The 18,495-nt window shown below is 43.4% G+C and carries 19 protein-coding genes; 6 read left to right on the forward strand and 13 right to left on the reverse strand.

Annotated elements, in window-relative coordinates:
• Positions 1–16: 16 nt before the first annotated feature.
• The 3 genes from F6K46_RS26080 to F6K46_RS26090 all read right to left on the reverse strand — a co-directional run bounded on the left by F6K46_RS26080 (position 17) and on the right by F6K46_RS26090 (position 1,682).
• Positions 17–1,087: a hypothetical protein gene (locus F6K46_RS26080; RefSeq protein WP_293053819.1), complete on the reverse strand. Its 1,071-nt coding sequence runs from the start codon at positions 1,085–1,087 to the stop codon at positions 17–19.
• A 272-nt stretch (positions 1,088–1,359) separates the two neighbouring features.
• Positions 1,360–1,587 (reverse strand): hypothetical protein, encoded by a 228-nt coding sequence (locus tag F6K46_RS26085; protein WP_293053816.1) that lies wholly within the window; start codon positions 1,585–1,587, stop codon positions 1,360–1,362.
• The gene (locus F6K46_RS26090) at positions 1,524–1,682 is read right to left on the reverse strand and encodes a hypothetical protein (protein ID WP_158069783.1); all 159 of its coding nucleotides are present in this window, start codon (positions 1,680–1,682) and stop codon (positions 1,524–1,526) included. The genes F6K46_RS26085 and F6K46_RS26090 overlap by 64 nt, the downstream gene beginning before the upstream one ends.
• A gap of 132 nt (positions 1,683–1,814) precedes the next feature.
• On the opposite strand from F6K46_RS26090, the gene lpxB reads away from it, so the two are divergent.
• The gene (lpxB, locus tag F6K46_RS26095) at positions 1,815–3,080 is read left to right on the forward strand and encodes a lipid-A-disaccharide synthase (RefSeq protein WP_293053855.1); all 1,266 of its coding nucleotides are present in this window, start codon (positions 1,815–1,817) and stop codon (positions 3,078–3,080) included.
• An 80-nt stretch (positions 3,081–3,160) separates the two neighbouring features.
• On the opposite strand, the gene F6K46_RS26100 is transcribed toward lpxB, so the two are convergent.
• From F6K46_RS26100 to deoC, 6 genes are all read right to left on the reverse strand, one after another.
• On the reverse strand, positions 3,161–3,739 hold the full coding sequence (locus F6K46_RS26100; RefSeq protein WP_293053813.1) for a Uma2 family endonuclease: 579 nt from the start codon (positions 3,737–3,739) through the stop codon (positions 3,161–3,163).
• A gap of 141 nt (positions 3,740–3,880) precedes the next feature.
• Positions 3,881–5,053, reverse strand: a complete 1,173-nt coding sequence (locus F6K46_RS26105) for a transposase (protein WP_293025204.1) — start codon at positions 5,051–5,053, stop codon at positions 3,881–3,883.
• 413 nt (positions 5,054–5,466) lie between these two features.
• A complete protein-coding gene (locus F6K46_RS26110) occupies positions 5,467–6,624 on the reverse strand; it encodes a glycosyltransferase family 4 protein (protein WP_293053810.1) in 1,158 nt (385 codons plus the stop codon).
• A gap of 20 nt (positions 6,625–6,644) precedes the next feature.
• Positions 6,645–8,084 (reverse strand): MFS transporter, encoded by a 1,440-nt coding sequence (locus F6K46_RS26115; RefSeq protein ID WP_293025200.1) that lies wholly within the window; start codon positions 8,082–8,084, stop codon positions 6,645–6,647.
• A 267-nt stretch (positions 8,085–8,351) separates the two neighbouring features.
• Positions 8,352–9,287 carry a DNA repair protein RecO gene (gene recO / locus F6K46_RS26120; protein ID WP_293046900.1) on the reverse strand — a complete coding sequence of 312 codons (936 nt, stop codon included), beginning with the start codon at positions 9,285–9,287 and terminating at the stop codon, positions 8,352–8,354.
• Between the two features lie 92 nt (positions 9,288–9,379).
• Complete coding sequence (gene deoC / locus F6K46_RS26125; RefSeq protein WP_293053851.1) at positions 9,380–10,060, reverse strand: deoxyribose-phosphate aldolase; 681 nt, start codon at positions 10,058–10,060, stop codon at positions 9,380–9,382.
• Between the two features lie 563 nt (positions 10,061–10,623).
• Here deoC and F6K46_RS26130 point away from each other — a divergent pair.
• Positions 10,624–11,901: a lipid-A-disaccharide synthase-related protein gene (locus F6K46_RS26130; protein WP_293053807.1), complete on the forward strand. Its 1,278-nt coding sequence runs from the start codon at positions 10,624–10,626 to the stop codon at positions 11,899–11,901.
• Positions 11,902–12,296: 395 nt separating this feature from the next.
• Positions 12,297–13,103 (forward strand): aldo/keto reductase, encoded by an 807-nt coding sequence (locus tag F6K46_RS26135; RefSeq protein WP_293053804.1) that lies wholly within the window; start codon positions 12,297–12,299, stop codon positions 13,101–13,103.
• A 542-nt stretch (positions 13,104–13,645) separates the two neighbouring features.
• Here F6K46_RS26135 and F6K46_RS26140 read toward each other — a convergent pair.
• From F6K46_RS26140 to F6K46_RS26155, 4 genes are all read right to left on the reverse strand, one after another.
• Positions 13,646–13,948, reverse strand: a complete 303-nt coding sequence (locus F6K46_RS26140) for a hypothetical protein (protein WP_293053801.1) — start codon at positions 13,946–13,948, stop codon at positions 13,646–13,648.
• 214 nt (positions 13,949–14,162) lie between these two features.
• On the reverse strand, positions 14,163–14,525 hold the full coding sequence (locus F6K46_RS26145; RefSeq protein WP_293053798.1) for a hypothetical protein: 363 nt from the start codon (positions 14,523–14,525) through the stop codon (positions 14,163–14,165).
• Entirely contained in the window at positions 14,485–14,757 is a 273-nt protein-coding gene (locus F6K46_RS26150) for a hypothetical protein (protein ID WP_293053795.1), read from the reverse strand. Before F6K46_RS26150 ends, F6K46_RS26145 begins: the two co-directional genes overlap by 41 nt.
• A gap of 53 nt (positions 14,758–14,810) precedes the next feature.
• Positions 14,811–14,996 (reverse strand): hypothetical protein, encoded by a 186-nt coding sequence (locus F6K46_RS26155; RefSeq protein WP_293053792.1) that lies wholly within the window; start codon positions 14,994–14,996, stop codon positions 14,811–14,813.
• A gap of 352 nt (positions 14,997–15,348) precedes the next feature.
• On the opposite strand from F6K46_RS26155, the gene F6K46_RS26160 reads away from it, so the two are divergent.
• The 3 genes from F6K46_RS26160 to F6K46_RS26170 form a co-directional block, all read left to right on the forward strand.
• Positions 15,349–16,659 (forward strand): DUF3326 domain-containing protein, encoded by a 1,311-nt coding sequence (locus F6K46_RS26160; protein WP_293053789.1) that lies wholly within the window; start codon positions 15,349–15,351, stop codon positions 16,657–16,659.
• A gap of 3 nt (positions 16,660–16,662) precedes the next feature.
• Positions 16,663–17,982: a DegT/DnrJ/EryC1/StrS family aminotransferase gene (locus tag F6K46_RS26165; RefSeq protein WP_293053786.1), complete on the forward strand. Its 1,320-nt coding sequence runs from the start codon at positions 16,663–16,665 to the stop codon at positions 17,980–17,982.
• A 66-nt stretch (positions 17,983–18,048) separates the two neighbouring features.
• On the forward strand, positions 18,049–18,495 hold a 447-nt coding region (locus F6K46_RS26170; RefSeq protein WP_293117495.1), incomplete at its 3' end, for a hypothetical protein.

Consider the following 18,495-nt stretch of genomic DNA (forward strand, 5'->3'; position numbering starts at 1 on the left):
TCAAGAAAACAGGATATTAAAGCACAAAATCTGCCTCTGTAATATCACCAAAATCTACACCACTCAAGACAGCTAATGGTTGATTATTGATGGTGGTGATTATGGTATCGTCATTTTGTTCAAAAATTGAAATCTGACCAAAAGTCAGACCATCTAACTGCAAGAGATCTTCGCCATCGGTAAAGTCAGTGATGGTAACTTTGCCTACTGTTGACAAGACAAAGGTATCTTGCCCACTGCCACCAGTTAAAATGTCATCTCCTGGACCACCAATAAGAGTATCATTACCGAAACCACCTAATAGTTGATCTTGACCCTGGCCACCATTAAGCAGATCATCGCCTTCTTGACCATAAAGCCAATCGTCACCCTTGCCACCTTCCAGGATATCGTCATGAGCCCCGCCAATGAGGGTATCCTGACCATTGCCACCTTTGAGGGTGTCATGACCGTTCCCTCCAAACAGTAGATCGTCACCGTCACCACCGTCCATGTAGTCTTCTCCAGCAAGTCCTATAAGAAGATCTTTACTGTTAAGCCCTTTGATAATATCGTCACCTCCGCCACCTTCGAGGATGTCATTGTTGGAAGTACCGATTAGGGTAACACCAGCTTCCTCGAAGCTAAGGTTGTCAAGGGCGAAGCGGAAAGCAGCGGCATCATCAAAATCGATCACAACCCGGTCTATTGGTGTATCTCTATCAGAAAAGGAGAACAGACCCTCGGTAAAGATTGGCAGTGAACTAGTATCAACTTCGATCTCATCTACCAATGTAGAGCCATCAAACAGTTCCACTGTAAAACCAGGTGTGAGAGTACCAAAGGTACTCAGCGCCACCCCAAACTCAAGCTCGGAAACCGGTGCATCAAAGTCAAGGGTTAGGATTCCGGCGGCATCACCTTCCAAACTCGGATCCTGTACAAAGAAAATTGAGCCTGGACCGACGTCAGCATAATTGGCATCCGTTGAATCTACCCCATCTACTTTGAAATCAAATGTCACCCCCATGAAACTCAGATCATCAACGGGTTGAAAGGGCAGTTCATCGAAAGTCAAAACTATTGTGTTAGTGGAATTAGTAGACATGTTTATTTCTCCTCAAAAATACTTTTTAATTGCACCCTATAGTATAAAAATTGTGATTTTAGCTTGCGCTAATTAAGTAAAATCACGTATTTTTTCATTCATTTGTTTTTATTTTGCTTTCACAAATATGAAAATTGGATGAATTAAATGACTAGTTTTTATGAAGTTTAGCTTAAGGTTTTAAAAACCCATAAGATTGTAAAAATTATCTTTTAAAAGAAAATACTTAAGTATAAAAAATTTACATAATTAGTGATTAAGCTATAGCAATTCTACGACTTGTGAGGTACACAATTTCTAGATTTTAGGGAACAGGGAACAGGGAACAGGGAACAGGGAAGAGATAAGAGGGAATAGGGATGCGCTGGATTAAAACAGGGAATCAACGTCAAAGAAGTCTGTACCTCATGAGTCCTAAAAACGCTATAATATGGATTTAAATGTCCGTTCCCGTAGCGTGACCTACGGTCAATCCACTTGTGCAAAAGCCGGTATACCATCTCCCCATCTCCTCATCTCCCCATCTCCTCATCTCCTCATCTCCCCATCTCCTCATCTCCCCATCTCCCCATCTCCCCAAAGCGCCCCTATTCACAATTTATTCACAATTTAAATGTGTGACAGTTTACCCTAGCCGGGCACTGATACCATGTTTCAGTGGTCAGGTAATTTAGATTTGGTTACTGTCTACTCCCCTATTTTCCTAATCCCTATCGATCCATTAACCATGACTCTCAAAACCATCTTTATCAGTACTGGCGAGGTATCTGGTGATTTACAAGGGGCTCTACTGATTGAAGCATTGAAACGTCAGGGAACAGGAGCTGGCTTAGAGTTAGAGATTGTTGCTCTAGGCGGTGATCAAATGGCCCAAGCTGGTGCGAAGCTGTTGGGTAATACCACCAGTATTGGTTCTGTAGGAATTCTGGAATCTCTACCCTTTGTGCTGCCTACCCTGAAAGTCCAAGGTCGTGCCAAACAGTATCTCCAGCAGCAGCCCCCTGACCTAGTGGTGCTAATTGACTACATGGGACCCAATTTGAGTATTGGTAGTTTTCTCAAGCGTGAACTACCGCAAGTACCGGTAGTTTATTATATTGCTCCCCAAGAGTGGGTTTGGTCTATCTCTAAGCGCAACACCAGGATGATTGTGGAGATGACTGATAGAATGTTGGCAATTTTCCCAGAAGAAGCCCGTTACTTTGTGGAAAAGGGAGCTTCAGTTAGTTGGGTAGGTCATCCCCTGGTAGATCGGATGGAATCTAGCCCAAGCCGGGAGGAGGCTCGTGCTACCTTAGGCATAGCTCCAGAACAAACTGCGATCGCACTTTTACCTGCCTCTAGACAACAAGAAATTAAGTATCTCATGCCTGTAGTCTTCGAAGCAGCCAAGCAGCTACAGTCACAATTGTTGGATACTAAGCAAACACGCCAGGTTAGCCAGTCGAAGGGTGAAGGGTTAAAGGAAAGTCAAGCAAGATTAACTTTGCCACCTTCCAAGGGTCAAGCTGATTCACCACTATTTTGGATTCCCCTATCTTTAGAAGCCTATCGCCATCCCATTGAAGAAGCAGTACAGCGCTATGGTTTACAGGCTAAGGTGGTAGCTGGTCAAACTAAGGAAATCTTGGCTGCTGCTGATTTAGCCATTACCAAGTCAGGTACAGTGAATTTGGAACTAGCACTACTAGATGTGCCCCAGGTAGTTTTCTACCGAGTTAATCCCTTTACCTACTGGCTTGCTCGCACCTTCTTGAAATTTTCGATTCCCTTCATGTCTCCCCCTAACTTAGTAGTAATGCGTTCCATTGTGCCGGAGTTGTTACAAGAGCAAGCCACACCAGAAAATATTGTCCAGGAATCCTTAGAACTCCTTTTTAATCAAGAACGGCGTCAGGAAACCCTGAAGGATTATCAGGAAATGCGCCAGTTATTGGGTGAAGTGGGCGTATGCGATCGCGCTGCTAAGGAAATTTTCCAACTAATGAGCTAAAACGCATGTAAAATGGGTTTTAGCTTAGGGTGGTCAAAGGCTAATGGATGATTGGTAATAGATGAATGCTTACAATCCTGCTAATTCCAGACCAATTCCAAGTCTAATACAAAGCCAGGTAAAACATCTTGTCCCGATAATGTTCTGGGAGATTTCAACACCTCTACAGGTTGATGGATTCGATAAATTTCAACGGTCTTATGATTAGGGTCAATTAACCAACCCAAACGCAGTTGATTATTAATATACTCCTGCATTTTTTGACGTAACGGTTCCATATTGTCACTTTTTGAACGCAACTCCAGCACAAAATCAGGACAAAGGGGTGGGAAAGTTTCTTGTTGTTCAGGGGTTAATGCATTCCATCGTTTTTTAGTAACCCAAGCTGCATCCGGAGAACGAATTGCCCCATTGGGAAGTCGAAAAGCAGTAGATGAGTTAAAAGTAACCCCCAGTTTGGTTTGGCGATTCCATAACCAAAGTTGTCCTTCTATATCAATGTTGCGTTTTCCAGTATTCCCCCCAGTGGGTGGCATGACAATTAATTTTCCTGTAGCACTACGTTCTAAGCGTAAGTCTCGATTAGCACTAGCAAGTTGTTCAAACTGCTCGTCAGTAACTCTGAGGCTAGGAGGAATGTTGATTGGAAGGGTATTCATGGATAAATCTCAAGTTATCCCTTATAGATATATCTAGCAATTGCTTCGCAACTAAGACGAATCATTGTCTGGCCCGGGACGACCCAATTGACACTCCCCCTCCTATAAGAACGGGGATTCTTGCTTCAACGAGGTGACTTGCTATTCCAGGCCGGAACCAAGAACAGTAGAGGTCTCCTCTCCACAAGCGTTCGGATCTATGATCCGAGTTCCGGTGTGCCCCACCGTACTCAAAGCTCGTTCAAGAATGTTGATTGCGGCGTTGTGATCTCTGTCTAACTGACATCCACACTTACAGATGTGGGTTCGAGTCGATAATGATTTTTTGACCACTTCGCCGCAATTAGAACAGTTTTGGCTAGTATAAGCAGGGTTGACTGCGACAGTTACCCTACCAAATTTATCACCAAAATGCTCCAACCATTTTCTAAATTGATACCAACCTGCGTCATTAATAGACTTAGCTAGACAATGGTTTTTGACCAGATTTTTTATCCTCAAATCTTCGTAAGCAACCAGATCGTTAGACCGGATTACGCAGCGCGCTAGTCTCTTAGCGTGCTCTTCACGCCGCCTACTTATTTTGAGGTGAGTCCTGCCTAGTCTATTAATGGCTTTTCGACGATTGGCTGAGCCTTTCTTTTTTCGGGATACTCGTCGCTGATAAAACTTCAGTCTCTTCTCTCCCGTTCGATAAAATCTAGGGTTAGGTTCAGTATTTCCCTTAGAGTCAGTATAAAAATCCTTCAGTCCAACATCTAAGCCAATAGTTGCATCAGCAGGTTTTAACTGTTCATTATTATCAGCCTGGATGCAGAATTGAACATAGTATCCATCAGCTCGACGAACTATCCTAACCCTCTTGATTTGCTTCTTGTCAAATCTCCACAAGTCCCATGTACCCTTGAGCTTGAGTTTTCCGATTCCTTTCTTGTCGCTGAATACGATCCATTTTTTGTCTGGAGACAACTTCCAGCCAGACTGCTTGTATTCGACCGAGCGGCAATGTTTTTGAAACTTTGGGAAACCCTTCTTGCCAGGTACCTTTTTTTGACAATTTTCATAAAAACGGGCGATTGATGACCATGCTCTTTCAGCACTAGACTGACGAGCAGTAGAGTTTAACTGATTTGCAAACGGAAACTGTTTAGCTAAAATCTTACTATATTTGTTCAAGTCAAATTTATTCACTCCTTTATTGTCCATCCAATAACGGATGCAACTATTGCGAATAAATTTTACTGTCCTGAGCGCTTCATCTATAGCTAAATATTGGTTTCGTTTGCCGTAGGCTTTGAACTCTAGAATAATCATCGGTATCGACCTCACATTCTATTTTATTCTACATCATTTAATATAAAAATTTCGAAATATTCTCCAAAAAAAAAGCCGTCCGTTAAAGTTCCCGTAAGATAGTGGAGCCTTTATGGTCGGCAGGTTATGCAGAAAAGGGTTAAGGCTATTGTTATAAGGCTCCACAATAAACAGGTTTCGTCTCCTAGAAGGACGGGGCTTTAAACCCAAATTTTTCGGTAAAGCATATCTTTCTTATTCCTCAAAGGGTAGCAAGAAACCTTCAAAACTCGAAATACTCAGCTCTTATGGGTAGGTTCTAAGTTATAAACAGGACTGAGTGCGTAAGTTATTGAGGAGTAGATTAAGTTTGTATACCCTCTTCACCATAAGGGCAACTGAGCATGAGGGTAAATTCCCAAACAACAAAAAAACTAAGCACGACGACTCAATTGCACAAGCCTAATTTGTACAACCTCTTCATAAAGCCTTTCGAGCTGAGTAATATTCCGACTTAAGGTATAGCGCTCTAGAACCCTTGCCCTAGCTTTCTGACCAAGCAAAGTAGTCCAGTCTCTGTGGTCACGCAATAGGGGCAATAGTGTTTTTAGTTGGGATGTCACCCCATGGGTATTGAGAATTACCCCAGCACCATCCTCCAACACTTCCCCATCAGCTCCAGCATCTGTGGCTACACAAGCCACACCACAAGCCATGGCTTCGAGTAATGATAAGGACAGCCCTTCCAATAGAGAAGGTAAAATAAACACATCCGCTGCCCGCAAAATCTCAATCCGTTCTTCCTCGGAAGCCACAAATCCTAGCCAAATGATATTGTGTTCTTCCCCATAAAATGGTTTCAATGAAGCTAATAACGGTCCATCACCAGCAATCACTAGCTTACTGGATTCACCCAGGTTACATTGTTTCCACGCTCGCAGCAGCGCTTCCACATTTTTTTCCGTAGCAATCCGACCTTGATAAACAAACAGGCGTTGCCCTTTGAACTCGGATGCCAACTCAGAGGTAAACTGGGAGTATCCTGGAGAATATTTCTGGACATCCACCCCATTGGGAATCACTGCTAGCTTGTGATCAGGAACCCCAACCCGGATTAGGACATCCCGTTGGAGTTGAGAAAAGATAATCACTCGGTCGTAGTGGGCGAGAAACGGCGCATAAACTTGATAGGTCAGCAATTGGGTTCCCGATTGCAAATTGCGTCGTTTACCATCAAAGGGCGGATGGAAGGTCGCCACTAAGGGTATATTGAGTTCGGTACAGATTTCCGGTAACAGGAAGTCTAAAGGAGATAAAGTTAAGGAAGCATGAACCAGGTCAGGTTTGAGCTCCTGTAGCGATCGCTTCAAAACCTTACTGGCGGTTAGGGTTGGAATGGTATACATCTGAGACTTGTACAAGCAAGGCAGTGGTACCTCCTGACAACCCCACCAAGTTCGGTCCTCTTCTTCTTGGGCAAAGTGGAGGAAACTGACCTGGTAGCCCCGGTCGAGCAGAGCATTGGTCACTTCTCGAGTGTAGGTGACATTACCACAAAAAGGGGATTTTTTTCCTAGCCAGGCGATATGCATTCCGGTTGGTAGTTCTATCTCTATTTATGACGTTTATTGAAATTATTTAATCTATTACCGGAAATATACCAGTTTAAGAACCCACCTAAGAACACAAGTGCTGCTAAACCAAGAAATACAGGTTGTAAACCCAACCAAGTTTCTGCGATCCCCGCTAAGGCTAAAGGTAAACTCAAGGCGATATTAATAGCATTGTTTTGTAGTCCGAAAACTTTGCCCCGCATCTCTTCTGGTGTTTCTGCCTGGATGGTAGTCTGCATCGGGATACCGACCAAAGCCCCAAACCCCCCCAATACCATAGTCATGAGTAAAGCCAGCCAGAGATTATTAGTGAATAAGGACAACCCTACTAAGGCTACTCCCATACCCACAGAACCAGACAGACTTAAATTGACATGGGAGGTGTCATCAAACCAGTTTCCTAGGATTGCTGCACTAATCCCCATCCCAATCCCACCGGCTGCTAACAAGAAGCCAAACTGGGCAGCTGTGATCCCAGGGAGGTTTTCCGCGAGTCTTACCGCCAGAACCGCTAAAGCAGCAAAAACCGAAAACAGGATAACTTGCTGAATCATAGCATTGCGGACACTTCGATTGTGTTGTACGTAACGCAAACCATCGGCAATGTCTGCCCACACATGAGGTTGCTCAGCCTTAGACTTTGCCCGATTTTCTCCTGTTCTCAGTAACAACAATACTAATCCTGCGATCGCATAAGACCCTCCTACCAAAACTTCTTTCCCCAAGTACACCCCGAAATGTAGCTGAGCTCCCAACCTATCTGCTAACGCTAACAACGGTTCACCCACAGCAAAACCAATGATTAAGGAAGCCATCATGGTTGTAGTATATAGAGAGTTGGCCGACAGTAGGTGCTGCGGTTTCACAATCAAGGGAATTACCGCTTGTTCTGCTGGGGCAAAAAATTGGGTCAGGGTAGAGACTAGAAAGGTAATCACTAATAAGACATAAAAGCCTAGTGGCAGATTGGAGACTGATGTCGAGCCTTGAGTTAAAGACAACAACCCAGGCACTAACAACACCAGTGCCCCTCGCAACAGATTGGTTAGTACCAGCACATCTTTTTTTGACCACCGATCCACATAGACGCCAGCCAAGGAACCAAATAGAACTGCTGGGATGGTAAAGGCAATCATAATCGCTGATACCCAGCCACTGATAGTTTGATCAGCGTCTTTAAAGCGACTGGTTATCAAGGCAATCATTAACACCAGATAAACCTTGTCTGCTAGCTGAGAGAAGACTTGACCACTCCATAGGGCTAAGAAGTTGGAATTTTTTAGAACTGGTATAAATCCTTTATCCGGCGATGAATCCAGTTCCTGATCGCTTAGCTCATCACTGCTCGATGAGGGTTTTGCCACCAAATCAGACTTGGTGAAATCAGACGTGGGGTCTGGGGAGTGTTTTTGGTTTTTTCCAGTCTCCGATGATTGCATTCTGGCTTTTCTTGGATAGGCTTTTTTTTTACCAATAACAACTTTTGTCCATCGTCATACTGTTACTATGAATGGATTATTAAATCGGTAATTGGTAATTCTTAACTGGTAATTGGTAATTGATAATTTAAGACCTTACTATTGCTGCTGTTCAACACCACAATTAGATTTTAATTATCCATTAACTATTATTTCTTACCCATTATATATCACCTATTACCTATTAACTATTACCTATTAACTATTAACAGACACTCATTATTAGTATTAATTAACAGACGACAACGCATCCACTAAAGCCGCTGAGCGAATTGAGCGACCAAAGTGATACTGAGCGTAGTCTCTTAAAATTCGCTCCAACTTCACCCATAGTGAATCTACAGACTCAGCCGCCTTCCACCCTCCCAATTGGTCTTTTAATAGTGTACTCAGCTGAGGTAATTCAGCAGCTGCCAGTTGTTGAAGCAGAGTTAACTCCAGAGCATTCAGCTTATGATTTACTCGTGGAGGAGGGGGTAGGATGACATCAGTATCAGGGTTGTCAATGGTTTCAGTCAAGGTCTGTTCTTGATTCGGAATAGTTTGATTAGGTAAATGGTTCCGATTGGACTGATTACTGACTAAACTAATAGTTCCACCAGCTTCTACACTAAAACCAACCCGCCAATTCGGGTCAGTTAAATCTGGTCTTAAACTGTGTTGTGTGATACAACACAATTGTACTTGAGGTGCAATTCCGGCCAGGGCAAGCAGGTGAAAGACACCATGGGACAAATGAGCTAACACTAAAGACAACCCTGAGGGATTAGCCGTAATTTTAGGTAACTGCTCAAGACGCCGTAGATGTTCATTAAGTAGTTCGTAGAGTTCTTCCTGAGGCTGCTCACTCAAAGCATGACAGAGAACTAATTCTGCCAGATACTGGCTAGCTGCCAGTTTACTGAGCTCCTGACTCAATCCTCGGTAAGATTCGGTAGTTTCTGCTTGGATAATTTTATCTAGCGATCGCCCTTTTGCCAGCAGTAGTTGATTGACCACAAACAAACCACTCCTACCACCTAACTTCGATTTCTGCTTCCTTGCCCCTGGTGCCACTACCCGAATCAGACCCAACTCCCTAGTTAAAATTGTCACCAACCTGTCCGCTTCCCCCAGCGGTATACTTTTCAGATTAATTCCAGTGGCTTTGTAGGTTTGACTCATTAGTCATTATTACTTGCTAATTTTTAAGTTTAATTCTTAATTTTTAATTTTTAATTTTTAATTCTTAATTTTTAATTCTTAATTTTTAATTCTTAATTCTTAATTTCCAGGTTATCCCGTTGTCGCAGCAAGTCAGGACCACGGGAGGTGCCTAATCTAGTTGCTCCAGCAATGACTAAATCGAAAGCTTGCTCGATGGTTCGGATACCTCCTGATGCCTTGATTCCAACTTGTCCCTTAGTCACTTTTTTCAACAATCGGACATCATCAACTGTGGCACCACCATTCCAGCCAGTGCTGGTTTTGATAAATTGCGCCCCAGCATCCATACAGATTTCCGCAGCAAGACGTTTTTCCGTATCACTCAGCACAGTAGTTTCCAAGATTACTTTGACAGTTTTACCCGTTTCTTCACAGATTTGGGCAATTTCTTGGTAAAGTTCCTCTGTTTTACCCACTTTCAAAGCACCGAGGTGAATCATTACATCTAGCTCTGTCGCTCCATTTTCCACTGCCTCTTGGGCTTCATAAAGCTTAGCAGTGGGTGTTGTAGCACCACTGGGAAAACCAATGACGGTACAAACCTTTGGTACTCTACTGTGGAGGAGTTTAGCCGCTTGTTTAACGTAAACTGGCGGGACACACACCGTAGCAAACTTATATTGGTCTGCCTCTTGACACCATTTTTCCACCTGCTCTGGTGTAGCTGTGGGAATAAGCAGGGCATGGTCGATTAGGGGAGCAATATCAATGTCTGGATAGTCTATATCCATTGCCATATCAGATACGTAAGTAAAAATCAACCAGCTTTTAAGTATAACAGTTAACTATCAAGTAACTATCAAGCCCCAACCCTTAACCGTCAGATCACCCAGGGAAAACTCATACAGTTTTAGAACAGTAATATTTAGGTAGACTTTAACTGTGTAAGACTATATATTAATTAATTACGGTGATTTTTATCAACATTTAGTGATGACATAATCAACCCGAAAAACATTTATTATAGTGATGAATAAAATTCGTTTTTTTTACGAAAATAGTGTGTAATAAGCTGCGCTTATTACTGAATCGTTTTAAGCGATGCAGCGCCTTCACGCGGGGGTTCCCCCCACTCGCTATTGCATCAAGACATTGGACGTTTTTTTTATAGCGTTTCTTATAGCTATGAGGTACACAGGATTTTTTCCCTCTTGCCTCTTGCCTCTTGCCTCTTGCCTCTTGCCTCTTGCCTCTTGCCTCTTGCCTCTTGCCTCTTGCCTATCCCCTGCTCCCTAAAACCCACAAATTTGACCTCACTGAATTGCAACCGCTGTAAATTAACCCCTGAGTAACCATGCGTTTACTATGCCTGAGCAATGGTCATGGAGAGGATGTGATTGCTGTCCAAATTCTACAGGAATTGCAACATTACTCGACTTGTCCAGAACTAGCCGCCTTACCCTTGGTTGGGGAAGGAAAGGCTTATCTCCCATTAGATATCCCTATTATCGGCTCCGTTGAGCAGATGCCATCGGGTGGATTTATCTATATGTCCCAACAGCAAGTGTGGCGTGATGTGCAGGGAGGCTTAGTGCAATTGATTTGGTCTCAATTAAAAGCAATTCGCCGTTGGGCTAAATCAGGGGACTTTATCCTAACAGTAGGCGATATCGTACCACTGTTGTTTGCCTGGTGGAGTGGTTTACCCTATGGCTTTGTTGGTACTGCCAAATCCGAATACTATTTGCGGGATGAATCGGGATGGTTACCCAATCGACCCCGTTGGGAAGGGTGGTCAGGCTCGGTATATTTGCCTTGGGAGCGTTGGCTGATGTCTAATCGCCGTTGCTTAGGGGTTTTTCCTAGAGATACCCTGACCACAGAGATCTTAAAGCAGTGGTCTATCCCAGCTTTTGATCTGGGTAATCCGATGATGGATGGGATTTATCCAGACTATCCAGCACCCATGGTTTATGACAAAGATGCAGAATTGAAGGAAACTAAGCGTACCCTAACCATTACTTTACTACCGGGTTCCAGAATACCGGAAGCTTATCACAATTGGGATCAAATCATCTTGGCAGCATCAGGGTTACTGGATAGTTTTGCTTCGCGATCGCTTTTATTTCTCGCTGCCATTGGTCCAGGATTAAGCCAAGATCCTTTACGGGAGGTTTTAGTCGCTCATAGTTGGAGTGAAGTCACCCTGCCATCCCATCCATTCAATCTCCAGCTCAAGGACAAACAAGCTTTGGTCTTTACCAAGCAAAATGGCACACTGATTTTAACCCAGAACGACTATAACCTCTGCCTGCTCCAAGGGGATTTCTGTATCGCCATGGCAGGCACAGCCACAGAGCAATTTGTCGGGTTAGGAAAACCAGCCATTGCCATGCCAGGAGTTGGTCCCCAATATACCCCTGCTTTTGCCGAAGCCCAAACTCGCTTGTTAGGTCCATCGTTAGTAATAGCACAGCAACCAGAATTTGTAGCAACCATAGCCCAAGAGTTATTCCAGAACCCCGATAAGTTACAGCTAATAGCAGAAAATGGTCAGCGACGCCTTGGTCAACCAGGGGCAGCAGCTCGGATTGCTAAGTGTTTGATGGAAAAGATGAATGATGAATTATGAATTATGAATTATGAATTATGAATTATGAATTAGACATCTCAGATGTCTATTATATCGGGTGCATCTCATATTTATAAATTATTTGGCGTAGGGTGCGTTAGGGAAGGGCTAGCCATCATTTTACGCCTCTTTGCGCCTGGTTGGGACAGCCCGCCCCGTAACGCACCACCGGATCAAACAGCAAAAGTCAGATGCACCCATTATATTTGGTATATATGGGGGTGTTTCAACAGTCCTATTCAAACTACAATTCCCACACATTATAGCAGTCGCCAGGGCAGTTAGGACATGACAAAAGTCTCAAAGCTAAGTAAGTGCAAGAGTTTGACTTCTGACTTCTGACTTCTGACTTCTGACTTCTGCTATAACAACAAGTATAAAGGTTATAGATGGCGATGGATATTCAGACTTTGAGTGGTAGTCCTGTCAGTAGTTTGGGTCTGGGAGCTAAAAACCCAATGGATACAACTTGTGTAGAGATTGCTTACCAGGCTGGAATAAATTACTTCTTTTTTTACAACCTGAATTACACCAGTTTCCTAGAAGGACTAAAGCCTATTCTGGCAGATCAACGAGATCAAGTGGTAGTTTCCACGGGCAGTAAGAGTCGCGATCTTAACCAACTGCGCGAATATTTAGACCAAGTTCGTTCGTTGCTTGATGTGGATACAATAGATGTGTTCTTTTTAGAATATATCTCCCCTAAAGATGATCTCGACCAGGTGGCAGTAGCCTTAAACCAGATTCATACCTGGAAAACTGAAGGATTAATCCGCTATGTTGGCGCAACAACCCATAACCGCCAATTAGCAGTACAATTATTGAGAAAGGAGTCCTGTGACGTGCTGATGCATCGTTACAACATCGCCCATCGCAAAGCAGAAGTAGAGGTGTTTCCTGCTGCGCTCAAAGCCGACATTCCAGTAGTTGCGTTTACTGCCACTCGTTGGGGTTCACTGTTGCAAGGACATACAGACTGGAAAAATCCAGCTCCAACTGCTGCTGACTGTTATCGCATGGTACTGCGCCAACCAGCGATTCGCTTAGTCCTGACTGCACCTAAAACCGAATCTGAATTAGTTGAAAATCTCAGGATTTTGCAATCTCCTGAGTTATCTGTTCAGGAAGTAACCCATTGGCAAACCTATGGCGATCTAATTTATGGAACTGGCCAGGATAGCTTCGATAATCAATGGCCTTAATTAATTAATATCATCTTCGGTTGAACACTTATAAATAGTAGGTAATAGGGAACAGGGAACAGGGAACAGGGAACAGGGGATTAGGAGGGAGATTACCTACGAAAAGGAAGCTATGTTTTTTAAACTGATTATCTGAATATGATATAATATAATACTTGCATAAGTCGGGAAATTTGGATCGGGTAAATTCGCAGCAGCAGGAAATAAAAATTGACGAAACCATTATCAAAAAAGGGATACAGCCCGGTCTGCTCTGGGTTGGTTGTAAAACTTAACATTTTTTCTACCATAAATACGATAAAAAGTAATTCTTACGATACTATGGCTAAGTGGAAAACTTCTGGTTGACTGACAAAACTTATGTAACAGCATACTGATAAGTCTGGATCTGAAATTCCAGCCGATAGAGTCGTTGTTCATATTGTTTGCGTGATGCCATGGCTGGCGATGGGTCTTGATTACTTGAGAATTGGACCTGTTTAATTAAAGTCCACCCGTTGACCTTAGCGGCTTTGACCCAGTCCCAACCAATCCGAAAATAGCTATTGCCCCGTGCGCCAATGGGTGTCTACCCAACGTCGTTGACCTGACTCTACCACTGCCACCCCTTGTGCACTGACATAGCGATCCAGCAAGGGAACAGGGGGTTTCCCCCACTCGCGCTTTGCATCAAGACAGAGGGTTGCTACCGCCAAGATAAACCATAATCGTGACAGGGCAGATGCATCTCGAATCTCTGATTTTTGGAGATTCCAGCCACTGGACTGGTCATCTAAAAAGTTCTCTTCATAATCGTTGCGTAACCCATACGAGAGCATTGGTTTGTAGGCAGGTCTTTTCGTCACTGACTACTGCCCAAAACTCGACCTTGATGTTATTACGGCCAATAATCACGTGCACCAAACCATAGTTGGCACTTTTTTGCAATCGCACCTGATGCAAACACAAAGCCTCCCCCCGTAGAACATGGAAATCTTTGAGCTGGCACCAGCCAAAGCCCCCCGGAGATGAAACCTGATTAATAGTGGAGCCTTATTACAAAAGACCGTTACCTTTTACTCATAGCCTACCAACCATAAAGGCTCCACTATTGATGCGGTAACTTCTGACCCGCCAAATCCAACTATCCCTCGCGGGGCCAATCCGATAGTGCCAACCTAATTGAGTGGTTAACATCTGCCTTGGCGTTGATATGAACTTGCACCTCGGTCTGCCAGTAACACCACCTTGATGTCTTGGGGTAAGCGCCCCTGAGCTGATTGAATCATCTCCCGATAATCTCAGCAACGATACACTGGCACTGCCATGAGCCATGACCCGCGCTCGCCACGCGGCTTGGCGCGACCGAGATGTACCACACACAGCCGCACGCTCACAATACTTATCCCAAAATAGGGAGGTGTCTAATGCCAGATAGATCACCTGTTGAAGCTAATTGGCCTGCATCAGCTTTAATTAAGCTGCCATAGAGTCGATGCACATTGATTCGGGGATTATGCAACCAGCGCTGGATTCGTCGTTGTTTGCTGGCGGCATATTGACCCCGGCACGGCATATAGACCGTCCATTTAGTCAGATTCACACTACCTACCGGTATGTACCAGCGCCACGCTCCATCGATACACAAGCGGTCAGATGAGCCAAATGCACCCAATCACCTTGACCCATCCATTGATTCAAGGCATTTGTAGAGGCGGGAGTTTTTTTTCACAGCATCTTCAGGGTATGAGTGGTATCTATCTTGAGGATGCTGGCTCCCCACATTCTGGCGTCAATCCCTCCTATTCCCCTCCTGGCTTGCATTTGATTGTTCCTAATTGCTGAGGGGGTGACATGCAAGCTAAAATCCTTATTGGGTAATACTTTCAGCCGATATGTTACAAAAAGATACATACTAGTTTGGCCTGACCTTGGACGTAGTTATAAGGGTTTTAGCTTCTAGAACATCATTCCTAGGGTCAATTGCCAAGTTTATCTTAGCAAAGATAAACTGGCATCAAAGCATTATCTAGTAAGCTTTTAAGGGCTCATGTCACCCCCTCAGTCCTAATTGATACTTTTGTCAGTCAACCAGGGAAAACTTAGGAGGCAAGGATATGAAATATCAAAGATTGATTACCCTAGGTTTTCGCCCTTGCTGAATCAATGGGAATTAGAAGACTGAGTTAACTCGTAAGGCAGTCGATGATTAGTGTAAAACTCATCCTGTTGGTTCAATCAGTTGTTAGATAAGTAAATACAGAGAATGATCCAAGTCTATACCAAAGATTTTGAAATCCAATGCTCTCCCCCACAGCGCACTTGGAGAGAAATTTCCCAAAAAATTGCTGCGCTTCCCTTACCAGGTGTTCCCATTCGCTTGATTTTAACCAAGATTGAAGGAGATACGCTCACCTTTGAATCCAGCTTTATCGATACAGACAGAAAGCAGGTTTGGTCATCGTTACTAGATATCAATATTCGTCAACGGGTTTCTAACCAACCGTTTGTGGCAGTTAGTATTATTCCCACCGGAGTCAGAGCAGAAATTGGTGGTTTTGCGGGAGATGCTACTCCTAGTACCAATCTGTTAGCCTCCTCTTGTGACTATCTGGTCACCAATCCCAATGCTGTTACTGCGTCGGATATCTATTTCGGTCAGGATAATGTGCTTTATCTGGAAGGGAATCTGATTTGTCAGTTACTACTGGGTAATATTGGCGTAATTCCAGAGAAGCGCAAAAACATTGCAGCAATTATTGAAAAGCCCAAAGATGAGCGATTTTTAAATAATGTTATTAATGCGCTCAATGGCTTGCGTGCTGTGGGGGGAATTAATATCGACCCTGTAGTGGTAACGGGTGGCCCAGTAGAAACTGCCTGTACCTATTCCCAGTATGGTAATGCTTCCGGGGAATTTAAAGGTATGGACGAGTTGATGAAGGCTCTAGATGTGGTGGGAAATTCTTCCGCTAGGGCGGTGGCTTTAATGACTACTTTGGAAGTAGACGATAAAATACGTCAAGCTTACTACCGAGGGGAATCTATCCCCAATCCTTGGGGTGGTGCGGAAGCAATTATGACCCACATGCTCACTAATTTCTATCCCTTTACTGCTGCCCATGCTCCCTTATTATTGGAGTGGGAACATACGGGATTTGGTAAATTAGTAGACCCTAGGGATGGGGCAGAATTAATTTCCAGTGCCTATGTTTGTTCGCCCCTCAATGGTTTAATCAACTCTCCCCGTCCGGTAAGGTTTGATACTCCCGTAGCAGCAGGGGAAACCAGGATATCCGTAGAGAATGTTTCGGCGGTGGTAATGCCAGAAACAACAGTGGGAAATATTCCGTTCTTAGCATCTTTAGACCAAGGTGTGCCGGTAATCTTAGTTAAAGATAATACCACTAAATACGATATTACTCCTGAAAGATTGCAAATTGAAACTCAGGGCAACCCGATATATCGTGTCAATAGCTACATGGAGGCGGCGGGATTGCTATTAGCGTTACGTAATGGTATTGCAGTGGAAAGTACAATTCGCCCGATCCCACAACTTCAGCCGATTTTTATGTAAGGCATGAATCAACCATCTTCCACTTATAAGCTAATCGCATCTCATAATCAGGATGTGCAGGTGAGTCTTTATACTCCTGCCCACCAAGGAATTGCTCAAAATAGCGTACGCCTCAGTCAAGAAATCTATCAATATGATGCACCATTTCTCACTCGCCCTCGCACTGAGAGCATCGAAAAACATTTCTCTGAAATGTATGGCACTAAACATACGTTTTGGCTGACTGGGGGAGGGACTCAAGGGGTTTTAACCGCTTGTGCTTTATTGGGTACTCAGTACAAACGAGTGGCGATCGCTCTTAACAGTCATATTGCTACAATTAATGGTATCATCTTAGCAGGATTAGAGCCTTATTTTATTCCTTCTGTGTCTTTGATGCCCACTACCTCCGAGGTTATTTCCGCATTAGAAACCAGTGGCGTATCGGCTTTGTTACTAACTCATCCGAGTTATGAAGGTGTAACTGTGGATCTGGCATTGATAGCTGATTACTGTCGCGTACGCGATCTGGCTTTAGCAGTAGATGAAGCCCACGGTAGTCATTTTCCCTTTCTGGACGAACAATGGCAATCGGCGATCGCATTTAAGGCAGATATCGTCACCCATAGTATGCATAAATATACTGGGAGTTTGGTACAAACTGCTTTATTGCATTTACCCACTGACTCTCGGTTTACTGTTGAACAAGCTATGGGGGTTTTGCCTTTATTTGAAACCACTACCCGCAGTAACCTGTTAATGCTGAGTATTGAAGATGCGATTAAGAAGGGGTATTCTGAGGAAGGTCAAGGGTTATTTTGGCAAGCCATTCAGGAATGCGATCGCCTGCGTAGTCAATTGGATAATTACGGCAACGTATTAACGTATGATGGCCAAGTTAGCGATCCTCTGAAAATCTATTTAAAAAGCGATCGCACTACAGGGGAAGAGTTAGCAGAGCTGTTGTACGAACGGGGGATTGATGGGGAATTTGCTGGTGAGGAGGGATTGTTATTAATTTTCTCTTTCCATCACAATCCACAAGATTTCCAATTTATGAGAGAAACCTTAGCAGCCATTGTGCCGATTCTGAGGGAAAAAGCACCAAAAGATACTTTACCTGACAGTTACTTTTGCCGTCGCCCTCAAATGAATACTTTACCTAAAGATGCTTTCTTTAGCCGGAAAGTAAAATTACCTATTGGGCAAGCATTAGGGAAAATTAGCAGTTGCTGTATCAAGAAAGTTCCCCCAGGGAGTCCAATTTTGATACCAGGAGAAGAAGTTACTAATTGGCATCTCAAAGTTTTAGAATCTAACACCATGATTGATATCACTTGTTAAATCATAAAAGTAAGATTTTTAACACCGTATGGTTGTATTAATTGCTATGAATTACCTAACAAAAAAATGTCTTCACTAGTCAACAAAATTACCTTATACCAAGCTGAGAAAGAATTCTTTTGGGACAATGGATTTATCAAGCTAAACAGACTATTAACCAGCGAAGCTATAGATAAATTACGGGAGCTAACCTACAACTCTAAGCAAATAACCAAAGCTCCTGAATACTATACTGGGGATTTTTCCAGAATTGGTTACAGTGTAGAAAATGCTGTCACCCACCAGATCTATTCTGAGGAAAACTTTAAATACACTCTCAAACAATTAATCGAGAATGAATTAACTTTCACCGAAAGTGTGGGATTTGAATTAACGCCCAACAAAAGAGGATTTTATTTCCACCTGGATGTAGCTAGTTTTAGCTTTATTCAAGCAGAAGATTTAGCCTATTCTATTTGGATACCCCTAGTTCCCATTAATACCAAATATCAGCACGGAGGGATGGCATATGTA

Origin of the sequence: Moorena sp. SIO3E8 (assembly GCF_010692445.1) — a bacterium.
Taxonomy (GTDB): Bacteria; Cyanobacteriota; Cyanobacteriia; order Cyanobacteriales; family Coleofasciculaceae; genus Moorena; species Moorena bouillonii.

Bases quoted from the DNA above. Each gene is read 5' to 3' on its own strand.
- F6K46_RS26080 (WP_293053819.1), bottom strand. From the start codon at position 1,087: ATGTCTACTAATTCCACTAACACAATAGTTTTGACTTTCGATGAACTG.
- F6K46_RS26085 (WP_293053816.1), bottom strand. From the start codon at position 1,587: ATGGTATACCGGCTTTTGCACAAGTGGATTGACCGTAGGTCACGCTAC.
- lpxB (WP_293053855.1), top strand. From the start codon at position 1,815: ATGACTCTCAAAACCATCTTTATCAGTACTGGCGAGGTATCTGGTGAT.
- F6K46_RS26100 (WP_293053813.1), bottom strand. From the start codon at position 3,739: ATGAATACCCTTCCAATCAACATTCCTCCTAGCCTCAGAGTTACTGAC.
- F6K46_RS26105 (WP_293025204.1), bottom strand. From the start codon at position 5,053: ATGATTATTCTAGAGTTCAAAGCCTACGGCAAACGAAACCAATATTTA.
- F6K46_RS26110 (WP_293053810.1), bottom strand. From the start codon at position 6,624: ATGCATATCGCCTGGCTAGGAAAAAAATCCCCTTTTTGTGGTAATGTC.
- F6K46_RS26115 (WP_293025200.1), bottom strand. From the start codon at position 8,084: ATGCAATCATCGGAGACTGGAAAAAACCAAAAACACTCCCCAGACCCC.
- recO (WP_293046900.1), bottom strand. From the start codon at position 9,287: ATGAGTCAAACCTACAAAGCCACTGGAATTAATCTGAAAAGTATACCG.
- deoC (WP_293053851.1), bottom strand. From the start codon at position 10,060: ATGGATATAGACTATCCAGACATTGATATTGCTCCCCTAATCGACCAT.
- F6K46_RS26130 (WP_293053807.1), top strand. From the start codon at position 10,624: ATGCGTTTACTATGCCTGAGCAATGGTCATGGAGAGGATGTGATTGCT.
- F6K46_RS26135 (WP_293053804.1), top strand. From the start codon at position 12,297: ATGGATATTCAGACTTTGAGTGGTAGTCCTGTCAGTAGTTTGGGTCTG.
- F6K46_RS26155 (WP_293053792.1), bottom strand. From the start codon at position 14,996: ATGTATCTTTTTGTAACATATCGGCTGAAAGTATTACCCAATAAGGAT.
- F6K46_RS26160 (WP_293053789.1), top strand. From the start codon at position 15,349: ATGATCCAAGTCTATACCAAAGATTTTGAAATCCAATGCTCTCCCCCA.
- F6K46_RS26165 (WP_293053786.1), top strand. From the start codon at position 16,663: ATGAATCAACCATCTTCCACTTATAAGCTAATCGCATCTCATAATCAG.